The organism is Pedobacter polysacchareus, assembly GCF_019802255.1.
Classification (GTDB): domain Bacteria; phylum Bacteroidota; class Bacteroidia; order Sphingobacteriales; family Sphingobacteriaceae; genus Pedobacter; species Pedobacter polysacchareus.
Genome location: NZ_JAHYSS010000004.1, coordinates 440,757 through 455,430, shown reverse-complemented (window position 1 = coordinate 455,430; position 14,674 = coordinate 440,757). Strand labels below are relative to the sequence as shown.

24 protein-coding genes are annotated in these 14,674 nt (G+C 39.8%); 3 read left to right on the top strand and 21 right to left on the bottom strand.

The features are described 5' to 3' along the window. Positions 1 to 106 precede the first annotated feature (106 nt). From rpsN to K7X70_RS13115, 16 genes are all read right to left on the bottom strand, one after another. On the bottom strand, positions 107 to 376 hold the full coding sequence (gene rpsN, locus K7X70_RS13190) for a 30S ribosomal protein S14 (protein WP_055130472.1): 270 nt from the start codon (positions 374 to 376) through the stop codon (positions 107 to 109). Continuing rightward, positions 376 to 945: a 50S ribosomal protein L5 gene (gene rplE / locus K7X70_RS13185; RefSeq protein WP_187665846.1), complete on the bottom strand. Its 570-nt coding sequence runs from the start codon at positions 943 to 945 to the stop codon at positions 376 to 378. The genes rpsN and rplE overlap by 1 nt, the downstream gene beginning before the upstream one ends. After that, a complete protein-coding gene (gene rplX / locus K7X70_RS13180) occupies positions 945 to 1,283 on the bottom strand; it encodes a 50S ribosomal protein L24 (protein WP_062550430.1) in 339 nt (112 codons plus the stop codon). The genes rplE and rplX overlap by 1 nt, the downstream gene beginning before the upstream one ends. Position 1,284: 1 nt before the next feature. Continuing rightward, the gene (gene rplN / locus K7X70_RS13175; RefSeq protein WP_062550431.1) at positions 1,285 to 1,653 is read right to left on the bottom strand and encodes a 50S ribosomal protein L14; all 369 of its coding nucleotides are present in this window, start codon (positions 1,651 to 1,653) and stop codon (positions 1,285 to 1,287) included. A 1-nt stretch (position 1,654) separates the two neighbouring features. Beyond that, positions 1,655 to 1,909 (bottom strand): 30S ribosomal protein S17, encoded by a 255-nt coding sequence (gene rpsQ, locus K7X70_RS13170; RefSeq protein ID WP_037442595.1) that lies wholly within the window; start codon positions 1,907 to 1,909, stop codon positions 1,655 to 1,657. A 13-nt stretch (positions 1,910 to 1,922) separates the two neighbouring features. After that, positions 1,923 to 2,135, bottom strand: a complete 213-nt coding sequence (gene rpmC / locus K7X70_RS13165) for a 50S ribosomal protein L29 (RefSeq protein ID WP_062550432.1) — start codon at positions 2,133 to 2,135, stop codon at positions 1,923 to 1,925. Positions 2,136 to 2,210: 75 nt separating this feature from the next. After that, positions 2,211 to 2,633, bottom strand: a complete 423-nt coding sequence (gene rplP, locus K7X70_RS13160; RefSeq protein WP_062550433.1) for a 50S ribosomal protein L16 — start codon at positions 2,631 to 2,633, stop codon at positions 2,211 to 2,213. A gap of 38 nt (positions 2,634 to 2,671) precedes the next feature. Then, positions 2,672 to 3,520, bottom strand: a complete 849-nt coding sequence (rpsC, locus tag K7X70_RS13155; RefSeq protein ID WP_062550434.1) for a 30S ribosomal protein S3 — start codon at positions 3,518 to 3,520, stop codon at positions 2,672 to 2,674. 5 nt (positions 3,521 to 3,525) lie between these two features. Continuing rightward, a complete protein-coding gene (gene rplV, locus K7X70_RS13150; RefSeq protein ID WP_062550435.1) occupies positions 3,526 to 3,888 on the bottom strand; it encodes a 50S ribosomal protein L22 in 363 nt (120 codons plus the stop codon). 7 nt (positions 3,889 to 3,895) lie between these two features. Next, positions 3,896 to 4,162: a 30S ribosomal protein S19 gene (gene rpsS, locus K7X70_RS13145; RefSeq protein ID WP_062550436.1), complete on the bottom strand. Its 267-nt coding sequence runs from the start codon at positions 4,160 to 4,162 to the stop codon at positions 3,896 to 3,898. Continuing rightward, on the bottom strand, positions 4,162 to 4,986 hold the full coding sequence (gene rplB, locus K7X70_RS13140; protein WP_187665845.1) for a 50S ribosomal protein L2: 825 nt from the start codon (positions 4,984 to 4,986) through the stop codon (positions 4,162 to 4,164). Before rplB ends, rpsS begins: the two co-directional genes overlap by 1 nt. Before the next feature lie 21 nt (positions 4,987 to 5,007). Continuing rightward, positions 5,008 to 5,298, bottom strand: a complete 291-nt coding sequence (rplW, locus tag K7X70_RS13135; protein WP_062550438.1) for a 50S ribosomal protein L23 — start codon at positions 5,296 to 5,298, stop codon at positions 5,008 to 5,010. A gap of 1 nt (position 5,299) precedes the next feature. Next, entirely contained in the window at positions 5,300 to 5,929 is a 630-nt protein-coding gene (rplD, locus tag K7X70_RS13130) for a 50S ribosomal protein L4 (protein ID WP_187665844.1), read from the bottom strand. A gap of 4 nt (positions 5,930 to 5,933) precedes the next feature. Next, positions 5,934 to 6,551, bottom strand: a complete 618-nt coding sequence (gene rplC / locus K7X70_RS13125; RefSeq protein ID WP_182957310.1) for a 50S ribosomal protein L3 — start codon at positions 6,549 to 6,551, stop codon at positions 5,934 to 5,936. A 148-nt stretch (positions 6,552 to 6,699) separates the two neighbouring features. Then, on the bottom strand, positions 6,700 to 7,095 hold the full coding sequence (locus K7X70_RS13120; protein ID WP_222537510.1) for a DUF1634 domain-containing protein: 396 nt from the start codon (positions 7,093 to 7,095) through the stop codon (positions 6,700 to 6,702). Then, complete coding sequence (locus K7X70_RS13115; protein ID WP_222537509.1) at positions 7,092 to 7,928, bottom strand: sulfite exporter TauE/SafE family protein; 837 nt, start codon at positions 7,926 to 7,928, stop codon at positions 7,092 to 7,094. The genes K7X70_RS13120 and K7X70_RS13115 overlap by 4 nt, the downstream gene beginning before the upstream one ends. A gap of 132 nt (positions 7,929 to 8,060) precedes the next feature. Between K7X70_RS13115 and K7X70_RS13110 the strand changes: the two genes are divergently transcribed. Beyond that, entirely contained in the window at positions 8,061 to 8,669 is a 609-nt protein-coding gene (locus K7X70_RS13110; RefSeq protein WP_222537508.1) for a hypothetical protein, read from the top strand. An 85-nt stretch (positions 8,670 to 8,754) separates the two neighbouring features. Here K7X70_RS13110 and rpsJ read toward each other — a convergent pair whose 3' ends face one another. From rpsJ to K7X70_RS13085, 5 genes are all read right to left on the bottom strand, one after another. Beyond that, on the bottom strand, positions 8,755 to 9,060 hold the full coding sequence (rpsJ, locus tag K7X70_RS13105; RefSeq protein WP_008244591.1) for a 30S ribosomal protein S10: 306 nt from the start codon (positions 9,058 to 9,060) through the stop codon (positions 8,755 to 8,757). A gap of 59 nt (positions 9,061 to 9,119) precedes the next feature. Then, positions 9,120 to 11,234, bottom strand: coding sequence for an elongation factor G (gene fusA, locus K7X70_RS13100; RefSeq protein WP_222537507.1), 2,115 nt, complete (start codon positions 11,232 to 11,234; stop codon positions 9,120 to 9,122). An 18-nt stretch (positions 11,235 to 11,252) separates the two neighbouring features. Continuing rightward, the gene (rpsG, locus tag K7X70_RS13095) at positions 11,253 to 11,720 is read right to left on the bottom strand and encodes a 30S ribosomal protein S7 (RefSeq protein ID WP_062550444.1); all 468 of its coding nucleotides are present in this window, start codon (positions 11,718 to 11,720) and stop codon (positions 11,253 to 11,255) included. A 15-nt stretch (positions 11,721 to 11,735) separates the two neighbouring features. Beyond that, a complete protein-coding gene (gene rpsL, locus K7X70_RS13090; RefSeq protein WP_062550445.1) occupies positions 11,736 to 12,155 on the bottom strand; it encodes a 30S ribosomal protein S12 in 420 nt (139 codons plus the stop codon). 274 nt (positions 12,156 to 12,429) lie between these two features. Next, positions 12,430 to 12,651 carry a VF530 family protein gene (locus K7X70_RS13085; RefSeq protein ID WP_187665839.1) on the bottom strand — a complete coding sequence of 74 codons (222 nt, stop codon included), beginning with the start codon at positions 12,649 to 12,651 and terminating at the stop codon, positions 12,430 to 12,432. A 108-nt stretch (positions 12,652 to 12,759) separates the two neighbouring features. Here K7X70_RS13085 and K7X70_RS13080 point away from each other — a divergent pair, with 108 nt between their 5' ends. Beyond that, positions 12,760 to 13,401 carry a DUF8465 domain-containing protein gene (locus K7X70_RS13080; protein WP_222537506.1) on the top strand — a complete coding sequence of 214 codons (642 nt, stop codon included), beginning with the start codon at positions 12,760 to 12,762 and terminating at the stop codon, positions 13,399 to 13,401. 86 nt (positions 13,402 to 13,487) lie between these two features. Next, the gene (locus K7X70_RS13075; protein WP_222537505.1) at positions 13,488 to 14,618 is read left to right on the top strand and encodes a PQQ-dependent sugar dehydrogenase; all 1,131 of its coding nucleotides are present in this window, start codon (positions 13,488 to 13,490) and stop codon (positions 14,616 to 14,618) included. Positions 14,619 to 14,674 lie beyond the last annotated feature (56 nt).

Below are 14,674 nucleotides of genomic sequence, written 5' to 3'. Positions count from 1 at the left end.
AATTGTGACGGTGGTTTCCTTCCTATTTCATTCGGGACGACCTTCCATCGGTTAATTTTTTTGTTTCTAGCCTCGGGTCTGAGCCCTTAGCATAAAGAAAGCTGTTTTACCAGCTTGCTTTTCTTACTCCAGGGATTTTACCTGCTAATGCCATATCACGGAACAATACCCTTGATATACCGAAAGTACGCATGTAACCACGAGGACGTCCAGTTAATTTACAACGATTGTGTAAACGTACTGCAGATGAGTTTTTTGGTAACTTATCTAATCCTTCATAATCACCAGCAGCTTTAAGTTCTGCACGTTTGTCAGCATACTTAGCTACCAATTTTTGGCGCTTAATTTCGCGAGCTTTTACACCTTCTTTTGCCATTATGAATTTGTGTTATTTTGGTTTTTAAATGGTAATCCGAATTGTTTTAAAAGTTCTAATGCTTCAACATCAGTAGTAGCACTAGTAACAAATGTAATATCCATACCTAAAATCTTGCTGATTTTGTCGATGTTGATCTCTGGGAAGATGATTTGCTCAGTAACTCCTAATGTGTAGTTACCTTTTCCATCAAAACCTTTATCATTGATACCTTTGAAATCACGGATACGAGGTAAAGCTACAGAAATTAAACGATCTAAAAACTCATACATGTTGTTGTCACGTAAAGTAACACGCACACCTACTGGCATACCTTTACGTAATTTAAAGTTTGAGATATCTTTTTTAGACTTAGCGCCTACTGCTTGCTGACCAGCGATAGTGCTCATCTCTAAAATAGAGGAGTCCATGATCTTCTTGTCAGTTACAGAGAAACGTCCAACACCTTGGTTGATCGCGATTTTCTCTAACTTAGGAACTTGCATAACGCTTTTATAGTTGAACTTATCTTTAAGTGCAGCTACGATTTCCTCTTTATATTTACTTTTTAATCTTGGTACGTAAGTCATTATTTGATCTCCTCTCCTGATTTTTTACTAACCCTAACTAATTTCCCATCAGCATTAAGCTTTCTGCCAACGCGAGTAGTTGCACCTGTTTTAGGATCAACTAATGCTACGTTAGAAATATGAAGAGCAGCCTCTTTTTTAATGATACCTCCGTTTGGATTAGCAGCATTTGGTTTTGTATGTTTTGATACAAGGTTCACACCTTCTACAAGAATTCTGCTTTTAGTAATTAATACAGAAAGCACTGTGCCTTGTTGGCCTCTTGAATCGCCAGCGATTACCTTTACTAAATCTCCTTTACGGATTTTAATCTTTGGTGTAGTTACTTTATTTTTCATTTTATAATACCTCCGGTGCTAATGACACAATTTTCATGAATTGTTTTTCACGCAGTTCTCTTGCTACCGGGCCGAAAATACGTGTACCACGCGGCTCATCTTGTGCATTTAATAATACTGCTGCATTGTCGTCGAAACGGATGTAAGAACCATCTTTACGTCTGATCTCTTTTCTCGTTCTTACAACTACTGCTTTAGAAACTGTTCCTTTCTTGATGTTACCAGAAGGCAACGCGCTTTTAACGGTTACAACGATTTTGTCACCAATAGAAGCATATCTCTTTCCAGTACCACCAAGCACACGGATAACCAATACTTCTTTAGCGCCGCTATTGTCGGCTACGTTTAATCTTGATTCCTGTTGTACCATGTTATTTAGCTCTTTCTAAAATTTCCACTAATCTCCAGTTCTTATTCTTACTCAGCGGACGAGTCTCCATGATCAGTACTGTATCACCAATACCGCAATCGTTTTTCTCGTCATGAGCCATAAATTTGGTAGTTTTTTTAACAAACTTACCATAGATCGGGTGTTTCACTTTACGTTCAACCGCTACAACAACAGACTTATCCATTTTGTTGCTTACTACCAACCCGGTTCTTGTTTTTCTTAATTGTCTTTCCATTTCGACTCTAAAGTTATTTTGTTTCAGTAGCAGACTCCGCTAATTTGCGCTTCGTCACTTCAGTGTTTAATCGGGCGATATCTCTTCTTACCTTTTTAATACGGGTAGGATTCTCGATAGCCGAAATTGTATGTGCAAATTTCAACTTTACTAAATTTTCAGTTTCTTCTGCAATCCTGGCTACTAGTTCTTCTTTTGAAAGCCCTGTGATTTCTGAGTTCTTCATTTTATTAATTTTAATGCCTTGGGTCTAGCGGTTGTAATAACAAGTTACTTACAACATTGAACCCAAGAACTTTTTTTATGCTTCTACGTAATCTCTACGTACTACAAATTTTGTTTGAATCGGCAATTTTTGAGCCGCTAATCTCATGGCTTCTTTAGCAATTGCTAATGGAACACCTTCGGCTTCAAAAATAATACGTCCAGGTCTAACAACGGCAACCCAGTATTCTGGAGCACCCTTACCTTTACCCATACGAACTTCAGCTGGTTTCTTAGTTACCGGTTTGTCCGGGAAAATTCTAATCCACACCTGGCCTTCACGTTTCATGAAACGAGTTACCGCAATACGGGCTGCCTCTATCTGGCGACTTGTAATCCAAGTCGACTCTAAAGATTTGATCCCGAAAGACCCGAATGATAATTCAGCACCACGTGTTGCTAAACCCTTCATTCTGCCTTTTTGCATCTTTCTGAACTTCGTTCTTTTTGGCTGTAACATCTTATTCTAATATTATCGTTAAACGATCTGTTAACTAATTATTTACGAGGACCTCTGTTAGGAGTATTTCCGCCTCTATTATCTCTTCCTGCACCAGGAGCACCTTGACCTGGACCTCTTCCGCCACGACCTTTATTGTCGTTTCTTCTGTCGCCACCGCCACGGTTATCTCTGTCTCTTCCACCACCGAAAGCACCTTCTGGTCTGCCACCTTTACCTGGAGCATTGCTCACAGAACCGATGTTTGGAGAAAGATCACGTTTACCGTAAACTTCACCTTTACAGATCCATACTTTTACACCTATTTTACCATAAGTAGTTAAAGCTTCTGCTAATGCATAGTCAATGTCAGCACGGAAAGTATGCAAAGGAATTCTTCCTTCTTTATACTGTTCGCTACGAGCCATCTCAGCACCACCTAAACGACCAGAGGTCATAATTTTGATACCTTCAGCACCCATACGCATCGTTGATGCAATAGTAGATTTCATTGCTCTACGGAATGAGATCCTTGCTTCTAATTGTTTTGCAACACCTTCTGCAACTAATTGTGCATCAAGCTCAGGACGTTTGATCTCAAAAATGTTGATTTGAATTTCCTTTTTAGTCAATTTCTTCAACTCTTCTTTGATCTTGTCAACCTCAGCTCCTGCTTTTCCGATCACAATACCTGGACGTGCAGTGTGGATAGTTACCGTAATACGTTTTAACGTACGCTCGATTACTACTTTCGCTACACCGCCTTTTGCGATACGTACAGAAAGGTATTTTCTTATTTTTTCGTCCTCAACTAATTTATCAGCATAGTTGTTGCCACCGAACCAGTTAGAATCCCAACCTTTGATGATTCCTAACCTGTTTCCTATTGGATGTGCTTTTTGTCCCATTTCTGTTAATTAGTTTGAGTTTCAACGTTTTTACTATCTACTACCAAAGTTACATGGTTAGAACGCTTACGGATTCTGTAACCACGTCCTTGAGGTGCTGGTCTAAGTCTTTTTAATTGACGACCACCGCCTACCATTATCGTTTTCACGTATAACTGGTTTTCTTCAGGGCGAGAACCTTCATTTTTAGTTTCCCAGTTTTTGATAGCTGACAATAAAAGTTTCTCAACTCTAATCGCTGCTTCTTTGTTGGTAAACTTTAAAATACTTAAAGCTTTCTCTACACGCTCACCTCTGATAAGATCTACAACCAAACGCATTTTACGTGGTGAGGTTGGACAATTGTTTAATTTCGCTACTGCTTCCATCTCTTAATTATTTTTTCTTTTCAGAGTGACCCCTAAATGTTCTGGTTGGAGCAAACTCTCCCAGCTTGTGACCAACCATGTTTTCTGTTACGTATACCGGAATAAATTTATTTCCGTTATGCACTGCAAATGTATGATTCACAAAATCTGGTGAAATCATTGATCTGCGAGACCAAGTTTTAATTACAGACCTTTTGCCTGAATCATTCATAGATACTACTTTCTTCTCTACGTTATGGTCAATATAAGGTCCTTTTTTTATCGAACGAGCCATTATTTCTTCCTTTTCTCTATGATGAAACGATTTGAGTATTTTTTAAGTGAACGAGTTTTGAATCCTTTCGAATACAATCCGTTTCTTGAACGAGGCTGACCTCCTGATGAGCGACCCTCACCACCACCCATTGGGTGATCCACAGGGTTCATCGCTACCGGACGTGTTCTAGGACGACGTCCTAACCAACGTTTACGACCTGCTTTACCTAATACTTCATTTGCATGATCCGAGTTCGAAACAGCTCCGATTGTTGCTAAACAAGTTACTAAGATTGCTCTTACTTCACCTGATGGCATTTTAACAGTTGCATATTTACCATCACGTGCTGCTAATTGAGCATAAGCACCTGCGCTACGTGCCATTTGAGCACCACGACCTGGTTGAATTTCAATGTTATGTACAATCGATCCCAATGGGATTTTTGAAAGTGTTAATGCATTTCCAACTTCTGGAGTTGCTGTATCACCCGAAACTACTGTTTGTCCTACTTGCAATCCTTCCGGTGCAATAATGTAACGCTTCTCTCCGTCTGCGTAATGCAATAATGCAATACGAGCGGTACGGTTTGGATCGTACTCAACAGTAGCTACTGTTGCAGGAATGTTAAACTTATCACGTTTAAAGTCAATTAAACGGTAAGATTTTTTGTGACCACCACCCATGTAGCGCATAGTCATCTTTCCTGTATTGTTACGTCCTCCTGATTTCTTAGAAGATACAACCAATGATTTTTCGGGCTTGGTTGCTGTAATCTCCGAAAAGCTGGCACCTACTCTAAAGCGGGTTCCCGGAGTGACTGGTTTAAATTTTCTTAAGCCCATAGTTATAAATTATTCACTTTATTAAATATTCGCGTAATAATCAATTGTTTCACCTGCTGCCAGGGTTACAATCGCTTTTTTGTATTTTGGGCTACGACCCGTAACTAATCCACCTTTAGTGTTTCTAGACTTCACTTTACCATTTACAACCATTGTATTAATGGCTAAAATGTTAACGTTATACATCTTCTCTATGGCTTGCTTAATCTGCAATTTATTTGCTTTGTGTTCTACTTTAAAAGTAAAGCGATTAGACTTTTCTGTTAATGCAGAAGCTTTTTCGGTTAATATTGGTTTCTTTAAAAATTCCATATTACTTGGCAAATGCCTCCTCGATTGTTTTAAGAGAATCAGCAGTTAACAAAAGTTTGCCACAGTTTAATACATCATATGTATTCAACTGATCTGCAGTAATTACTTTCGCTTTCTGAATGTTTCTGCTTGATAAATAGATATTGTTATTTTGTGAAGGTAAAACCAACAATGTCTTTTCGCCAGCGATGTTTAATGCGCTAACTAAATCTAGGTAGTTTTTAGTTTTGATAGAATCAAAAGCAAAGTCTTCTAAAACAACAACGTTGTTATCCTGAGCTTTGTAGGTCAATGCTGATCTACGAGCCAGTTGCTTTAACTTTTTGTTCAATTTGAAACTATAATCACGTGGTTGAGGACCAAACACACGACCACCACCATTAAACAATGGAGATTTAATACTTCCGGCACGAGCACCACCAGTACCTTTTTGTTTGTAAAGTTTGCGGGTTGAACCTGCAATTTCGTTACGTTGCTTAGACTTGTGAGTACCTTGACGTTGATTAGCCAAATACTGTTTTACATCTAAATAGATCGCGTGGTCAACAGGCGTAATGCCAAATACTGACTCAGGAAGTTGCACCTTGGCACCTGTCTCTTTTCCTGAAATGTTTAATACTTTAACTTCCATCTGCTTACTTATCTAAGATTACGTAAGAACCCTTAGCTCCTGGAATGGAACCACTAACTACAACAAGGTTTTGATCAGCATAAACTTTCAAAACTTGTAAGTTCTGAACTTTTACTCTGTCACCACCCATTCTACCCGCCATACGCATACCTTTAAATACACGAGCTGGATAAGAAGCAGCACCCAATGAACCTGGTGCACGCATTCTGTTATGCTGTCCGTGAGTTTGTCCACCAACACCAGCGAAACCATGACGTTTTACAACACCCTGGAAACCTTTACCTTTAGAAGTACCAACAACATCCACGAAATCACCTTCATTGAAAATGTTCACAGTTACCGTATCACCTAAGTTCAACGATTCTTCGAACGGTTCAAATTCAACCAATTTACGTTTTGGGGTTGTGCTTGCTTTCGCAAAGTGGCCTTTAAGAGGCTTGGTAGTGTTCTTTTCTTTGGCTTCGTCGAAACCTAACTGAACGGAAACATAACCGTCTTTCTCTTCGGTCTTTACCTGTGTAACCACACAAGGTCCAGCTTCAATCACCGTACATGGAATGTTCTTTCCATCGGCGTCGAATATGCTGGTCATTCCTACTTTTTTTCCAATAATACCTGACATTTTTCTTTTTAAATTTAACACCCATCGAAGCAGTAGGGCTTCGTTCAAGGTGGATACAATTCCCTTTAAGGGAGGGCAAAAATACGAAAGAAATCTTAATTTTCAAATAGTTAGCTAATTATTTTTTCAAATAACCGCTATTTAGTTTTTATCCAACCAACTTGTCACTCAGACTGTACAAGATCACGAGTAAAACAAAAGACCCTATCAAAACATATAGGTAATCGCGCTCGATGAGAAAGCTGAAGATCGAAAAAACGACCCGCGCAACTGGGGTAAAAATCAATAATAAAGTCCCAAACTGGATAATTGCCTTGGGATCTAATTCTCGCAATCCGACAAAAATAGCAGCAATAGAAGATAATCCAGACTTATTTGGGTTAAAAGCACGGTAATCGATGGGCGCAGCATGATTGGCCAGTAAATAAAGGAAGCCGCCTACCAATACCACAGACATGGAAGCAATGACGCCAACGCGGAGCAAAGTCCCTAATATGACCTGAATATCGCGATCCGCAAAGAAGTTTTTTCTTCTCTCGCTCATAGCTTTCCTGATAAACCGTTATAAATCATTTGCAGGGCAAGAAAGGTCACCACCATTGCAAATACTACTTTTAACTTGTCGGTATTGGCACGAACCAGAATTTTTGAGCCGATAGTAGCCCCTGTGAGCACCCCTATCGTAACCGGCATTGCAATCCCAGGGTCAATCTGACCGCGGTGTAAGTACACTATTGCACTGGCAGCAGCGGTTACCCCCATCATGAAATTGCTGGTCGTAGTGGATACTTTAAAGGGTATACGCATGATGTTGTCCATCGCAATCACCTTTAAAGCCCCAGAACCAATCCCCAGTAAACCAGAAATGATGCCTGCAAAAAACATCATCACAAAACCACCTGCTACCCGGTGAACCGCATAATTCTTCGGACCGTTTTCTGTAGGATAAGTCCCATTCAGCTTAAAAAACAAGGCCAGTTTTCCGGAAGTATCATTGTCTGAGCGGTCTACCTTCTTAATCACCATCATCGCGGCAGAAAATAACAGAATGAGGCCAAAAACCACGGCAATAAAACCAGGATTCAAGTAAACAGTCACCACAGCGCCAATCACTGCACTAATGGTAGTCGCCACTTCCAGAAACATCCCAATACGGATATTAGTAATCCCTTCTTTCACATAAGCCGCCGCTGAGCCAGAAGAAGTTGCAATTACAGAGACAATAGAGGCACCAATAGCATAATGAATATCCACCCCCAAACCCAGCGTAAGCAAAGGGATAATAATTACCCCACCGCCTAAACCAGTCAGCGATCCAACCAATCCAGCTAAAAAAGCACCTGCTAAAACTATAATTGTAAATAGTAATACCGACATTGCTGCAAATATAGGATCTATACTTAGAACACAATAAAATTACCAATTGAATGTTAAATTAAACCAGACCTGATCATCTCTAAATTAAATCGCACTCCTTAACTAAAGATTATTCCTTAAAACCAATCATTTATGAAAAAATTGATATTCGCAATCATAGCTGTCCTCTTCTTCCAATTCAACACACATGCACAATTACCAGCAGACAGTGCGAAGGCCGATCCAAGTTTGAGAGGACAATACGAGTTCATGTTAGCCAAATCGAAAACCATCAATGGCTACAAACTGATTAATCCGGCCAGATTAGCTGGATTCTGGAAAAGCGTCTCTGATTCTATCAATCAAAACCGCAAACAGCTGAGCGCATTAAAAGTAAAACTCGCAGAACAGGACAAAGCAGTTACTGCTTTAAAAACACAAATCTCTGGTGCGGAAAATTCCCTGGCCAGCTCAAATGCGAAGTTAGATGAGATCAACTTTCTGGGAATATCATTTACGAAAGCCAAATACAATACGATCGTATGGACCCTGATCCTGATCTTAGCTGCAGCACTGGCCATTGTCATTATCCGCTCCGCGAAATTCATTCATGAAGCTAAATACAGAAGCTCACTATATGAAGAAATCGCTCAGGAATACCAGAACTACAAAACTAAAGCAAATGATAAGGAAAAGAAACTAGCCCGTGAATTGCAGGATGAACGCAATAAACTGGATGAATATAAAAACAAAGGGAATTAATTCCCTTCTTCTGTAAGATTTCAGGTAAAACAAAAAGGCCTTCCGAAATAAATTCGGAAGGCCTTTTTGCTAATCGTCTAAAAAGTTAAACTTTAATTTCAACTTCAACACCGCTAGGTAGTTCAAGTTTCATTAAAGCGTCAACCGTTTTAGAGTTAGAGCTATAAATGTCTAACAAACGTTTGTAAGCGCACAATTGAAACTGCTCACGTGCTTTTTTGTTAACGTGTGGAGAACGCAAAACAGTGAAGATTTTCTTTTCTGTAGGCAATGGAATTGGACCACTAACTACTGCACCCGTAGGTTTAACAGTCTTAACGATTTTCTCAGCAGATTTGTCTACCAAGTTGTAATCGTAAGATTTTAATTTGATTCTGATTCTTTGGCTCATCTTATTTATGTATTAAGGCTGCCGGTTAGAGCTATTAATAACCGGCTGCCGATGTATTATTATTCTGCAGATTTAATTCTACCTTTTGATTTAGCAACTACTTCATCCTGTACGTTTTTCGGTGCTGGTGCGTAGTGATCAAACTCCATAGTTGAAGTTGCACGACCAGAAGTGATGGTACGTAACTGAGTTACATAACCAAACATCTCAGAAAGAGGTACAGTAGCTTTAATTACTTGAGAACCATTACGCGTGTCCATACCTAAAAGTTGACCACGACGACGGTTCATGTCACCGATAACATCACCCATGTTTTCTTCAGGGGTTAAGATTTCGATTTTCATGATTGGCTCCATCAATACTGGGCTACATTTTGGTAATGCTTCACGGTAAGCCATTTTAGCTGCAAGTTCAAATGATAAAGCATCTGAATCGACTGCGTGGAATGAACCATCAATTAAGCGAACTTTCATGTCTGGTAGTGGGTAACCAGCCAATACTCCGTTAGACATAGATGCTGCAAAACCTTTCTCAACTGAAGGGATAAACTCACGAGGGATTGAACCACCTGTGATTTCATTCACAAATTGTAAACCGCCTTTTTCGTAATCCGCGTCGATTGGAGAAATAACAACCTGGATATCCGCGAATTTACCACGACCACCTGATTGTTTTTTGTAAGTCTCACGGTGTTGAACCGAACCATTAATTGCTTCTTTGTAAGCAACTTGTGGCGCACCTTGGTTAACCTCTACTTTAAACTCGCGTCTTAAGCGGTCAATCAAGATATCTAAGTGAAGCTCACCCATACCAGAGATTACAGTTTGGCCAGTTTCCTGATCAGTCTGAACTCTAAATGTAGGATCTTCTTCCGCTAATTTAGATAAACCAATACCTAATTTATCAATGTCAGCCTGAGTTTTAGGCTCAATTGCTAAACCGATAACTGGCTCTGGGAAATCCATTGATTCTAAAATAATTGGATTTTTCTCATCACAAAGTGTATCACCTGTTTTGATATCTTTAAAGCCTACTACTGCAGCAATATCACCAGCACCTACATTAGGAATTGGGTTTTGCTTGTTCGCGTGCATTTGGAAGATACGAGAGATACGCTCTTTGTTCTCAGAACGTGCGTTGTAAACGTATGAACCAGCGTCTAAGTTACCTGAGTATACACGGATGAAACACAAACGACCTACGAAAGGATCAGTTGCAATTTTAAACGCTAATGCTGCAAATGGCTCATTAACATCTGGTTGACGAGTTACTTCTTCACCTGTTTCTGGGTTGGTACCAGTGATACCTTCCACATCCATTGGCGATGGCAATAATTCCATTACTAGATCCAACATGGTTTGAACACCTTTGTTTTTGAAAGATGAACCACAAACCATAGGAACGATTTTAGCATCTAAAGTCGCTTTACGCAATGCATCAAGAATCTCACGCTCAGTGATTGAATTTGGATCCTCAAAGAATTTCTCCATTAGGGACTCATCATAATCAGCAACCGCTTCTAATAAATTCTCTCTCCATTCCGCAACTTCTTCAAGCATATCTTCTGGAATTGGAACTTCAGTAAAGGTCATCCCTTTATCTTCTTCATTCCAAACGATACCACGGTTGTTGATTAAATCAACTACACCTTTAAAGCTATCTTCACCACCGATTGGCAATTGTAAAGGAACTGCATGGCTACCCAGCATTTCTCTTACTTGCTTCACAACTTTTAAGAAGTCAGCTCCTGAACGGTCCATTTTGTTAACGAAACCAATACGTGGAACTGCATAGTTATTAGCTAAACGCCAGTTAGTTTCAGATTGAGGCTCAACACCATCAACTGCTGAAAATAAAAATACCAATCCGTCTAGAACACGAAGTGAACGGTTTACCTCTACGGTAAAATCCACGTGTCCAGGAGTATCGATAACGTTTACCTGATATTTATTGCCACGGTAAGGCCAGAATACAGTTGTAGCTGCAGACGTAATAGTAATACCACGTTCTGCCTCTTGTATCATCCAGTCCATCGTAGATGCACCTTCGTGTACCTCACCAATTTTGTGATTTACTCCGGCGTAATAAAGGATACGCTCAGTTGTTGTGGTTTTACCCGCATCAATGTGAGCCGCGATTCCAATATTTCTTGTAAATTTTAAATCTCTTGACATTTTATAATCTTCTATAAATTAGAAACGGAAGTGAGAGAACGCTTTGTTAGCCTCAGCCATTTTATGCGTATCTTCTTTTTTCTTAACTGCTGCACCTTCACCTTTAGCTGCTGAAACGATTTCACCTGCTAATTTTTCTTTCATGGTTTTTTCACCACGTTTACGAGCGTAAGAAATTAACCATTTCATGCCTAAAGCAATCTTACGGTCAGGTCTTACCTCTGTAGGTACCTGGAAGTTTGCACCACCTACACGACGAGATTTAACCTCTACTGCAGGCATTACATTTGTTAAAGCACGTTTCCACACTTCTAGACCGTTCTCACCCGCTTTTTTCTCAGCAAGTTCAACAGCATCATAAAAAATACTATATGCGATAGATTTTTTTCCATCGTACATCATATTGTTTACAAATCTGGTCACCTGAACATCGTTAAATTTTGGATCAGGAAGGATAATTCTCTTTTTTGGTTTTGACTTTCTCATTTTTGTTCCTCCTAATTATTTCTTTTTACCTTTTTTTGGTGCTGCAGCTGCTGCTACTTGTCCTGGCTTAGGACGTTTAGTACCATATTTTGAACGACGTTGGTTACGACCAGCAACTCCTGAAGTATCTAAAGCTCCACGGATAATGTGATAACGTACTCCTGGTAAATCTTTAACACGACCACCACGGATCAATACAATGGAGTGCTCCTGTAAATTGTGACCTTCACCTGGAATATAGGCATTCACCTCTTTACCATTGGTTAAACGTACACGGGCAACTTTACGCATTGCTGAGTTTGGTTTTTTAGGGGTAGTGGTATATACACGTGTACATACACCTCTTCGCTGTGGACAGCTGTCCAACGCAGGAGACTTACTCTTGAACTCCAGTGCTACTCTACCTTTTCTAACTAATTGTTGAATGGTTGGCATTGTTCTTTTTGTTTTCTATTAATATTTAAAAACTTTACCCCTATAATAAGGGACTGCAAAGGTAGGATAATAGAATTTATAAACCAAGGGCTTAACACAAAAATAATTCTAAGTTCAGATTGCCTAAAATCAATAGAATCAGAAGGGTTAGCCATAAGATAACTACCCTTGAAATTTGCGATGTACGGTAGCCGTAACCGGATTGTAGTGCGGATTGCCTAAGCAACCTACAGGTCTATAAGACGCCAATAGCAATCCTATAAACCTGTTTATATTAATGGAAGGTATCTAAGTAAAGCTTCTCTACTTTCTTCCTCGCCCAATCTGTTTTACGTAGAAATTTCAAACTGGACTTTAAACTCGGATTATTTAAAAAACAATCAATACGGATCAATCTGCCCATCTCTGGCCAATCGTAATGCCACACCAATTGCTTCACAATAAACTCCAGTGTTTTACCATGTAAAGGATTATTTGGCTGTCCTGATTCTGTCATGCTGCAAAAATAATAAGAATTTCCGGCTCCTAAATGTCATCCGGATAAAAAGACTCTAATTAGTAATGACTAAATTTGTCCTATTCATTTTTACTTAATTCCTGCCTCATGAAATTTAAATTAGGAGAGTTTGTTCGTTTCGTTGACGAAAATATAGAAGGTTATATAACCAGAATCATTGACAAAGATACCATTGGCGTAACTGATTCCAATGATTTTGAAATTCCTGTGCTCGCTTCAAAAGTGACTTTGGTTCATGACGAAATCCCTGAAAGTGATATTGTTTCCAACCGTCCGGCAATCGTGATTCCTGAAGCAGAATTCATTAAAGATGGTGTTTACCTGGGTCTGATCACCGATCAGCACAGTACTTCTGTAGCCCATTTTCACCTGGTGAACGAAACTTCATTCCAATTGCTAGCCAGCTTAACTACAGAAAAAGGCGACCATTATAAAGGAGAGTTTGCAGCTGTCATCCCTGCCCACTCTACCAAAAAGATTTACTCTGCACAATTAGCAGACATTCAGATCTGGCCGAAATTTATACTGGAGATCTTATTCCATACACCAGCAAATGTGGAACCTAAAGCCCCTATCGTTTACCATGAACGCATCAAAGGCAAAGACCTTTCTGTAGCCAAAGAAGACATCGCCCTGCTGAAACAAAAAGGATGGCTGATCCGATTAGACGCTGCTGAAGCCATGATCGACGCTGAAAAGCTAAAAGAAAGCTTCTTTAAAGTAAGATAATACGTTGCATTGGGCCGCTAAACTATATAACTACCAAACAATTACGGGAATTGAAGCGTTATTCATACTCACCATTCCCTGATCAGATGAGATACTTATTCCCTGTTTTCGGCCTAATGCTATGCATTCCACTATTAGCAGTTACCTGTAACCGCCCGATGGAAAAACTAGATGAACCCAGACTTCATGACATCAAGCTTCCTGAAGGTTTCAAAATTGAAGTTTTTGCAAAGGTAGATAATCCAAGATCTATGGCCCTGGGCGCCAACGGAACCGTATTTGTAGGAAATCGCAATGGAGATAAAGTCTATGCCCTCGTAGATGAAAATAAAGACGGCATCGCCGATAAAACCTATATCATTGCAAAAGGTTTAAAAGACATGCCCAATGGCGTAGCTTTTAAAGATGGGAGTTTATACGTAGCAGAAATCAGTAAAATTTGGCGATATGATCATATTGAAGACCATTTGGCCAATCCACCGAAACCTGTTCTTGTATACGATAAGCTGCCTGCAGATACCCACCATGGCTGGAAATACATCGCCTTTGGCCCCGATGGAAAACTATATGTACCAGTTGGTGCACCCTGTAATATCTGCGACAATACCGATAAAGATAAAAGGTATGCCTCCATTACCAGAATAAATCCTGATGGAACCGGCTTCGAAATTTTTGCCAATGGCGTTAGGAACTCTGTGGGTTTCGACTGGAATCCCCTGACTAAAGACCTTTGGTTTACCGATAATGGAAGGGACATGCTCGGAGAAGACATCCCGGCAGATGAACTCAACCGCGCAGAAAAACCTGGAATGCATTTCGGATACCCTTTTGTTCATGCCGGAGATATCTTAGATCCTGAGTTTGGCAAAGGTAAAAACCCCAAAGACTATACCCCCCCTCAGGCAAAACTTGCTGCACACACTGCTTCATTGGGTATGAAATTCTATACCGGTAATCAATTTCCTAAAACATATAAAAATCAGATCTTCATTGCTGAACATGGCTCCTGGAACAGAAAAGAACCAATGGGCTACCGGATTACACTAGTGAAACTCGATGGTAATAAAGTGATCAGCTATGAACCATTTGCAACCGGCTGGCTTAAAAACGGAAAAGCATGGGGAAGGCCTGTAGATGTATTGCAATTAAAAGATGGCTCATTACTAGTTTCAGATGACTTTGCCAATCTCGTTTACCGGATTTCCTATGATAAATAATTTTACCGCCCCCGATTATTGTCTTTCCGATATATTTTTTGTAACCTGCCAAAATC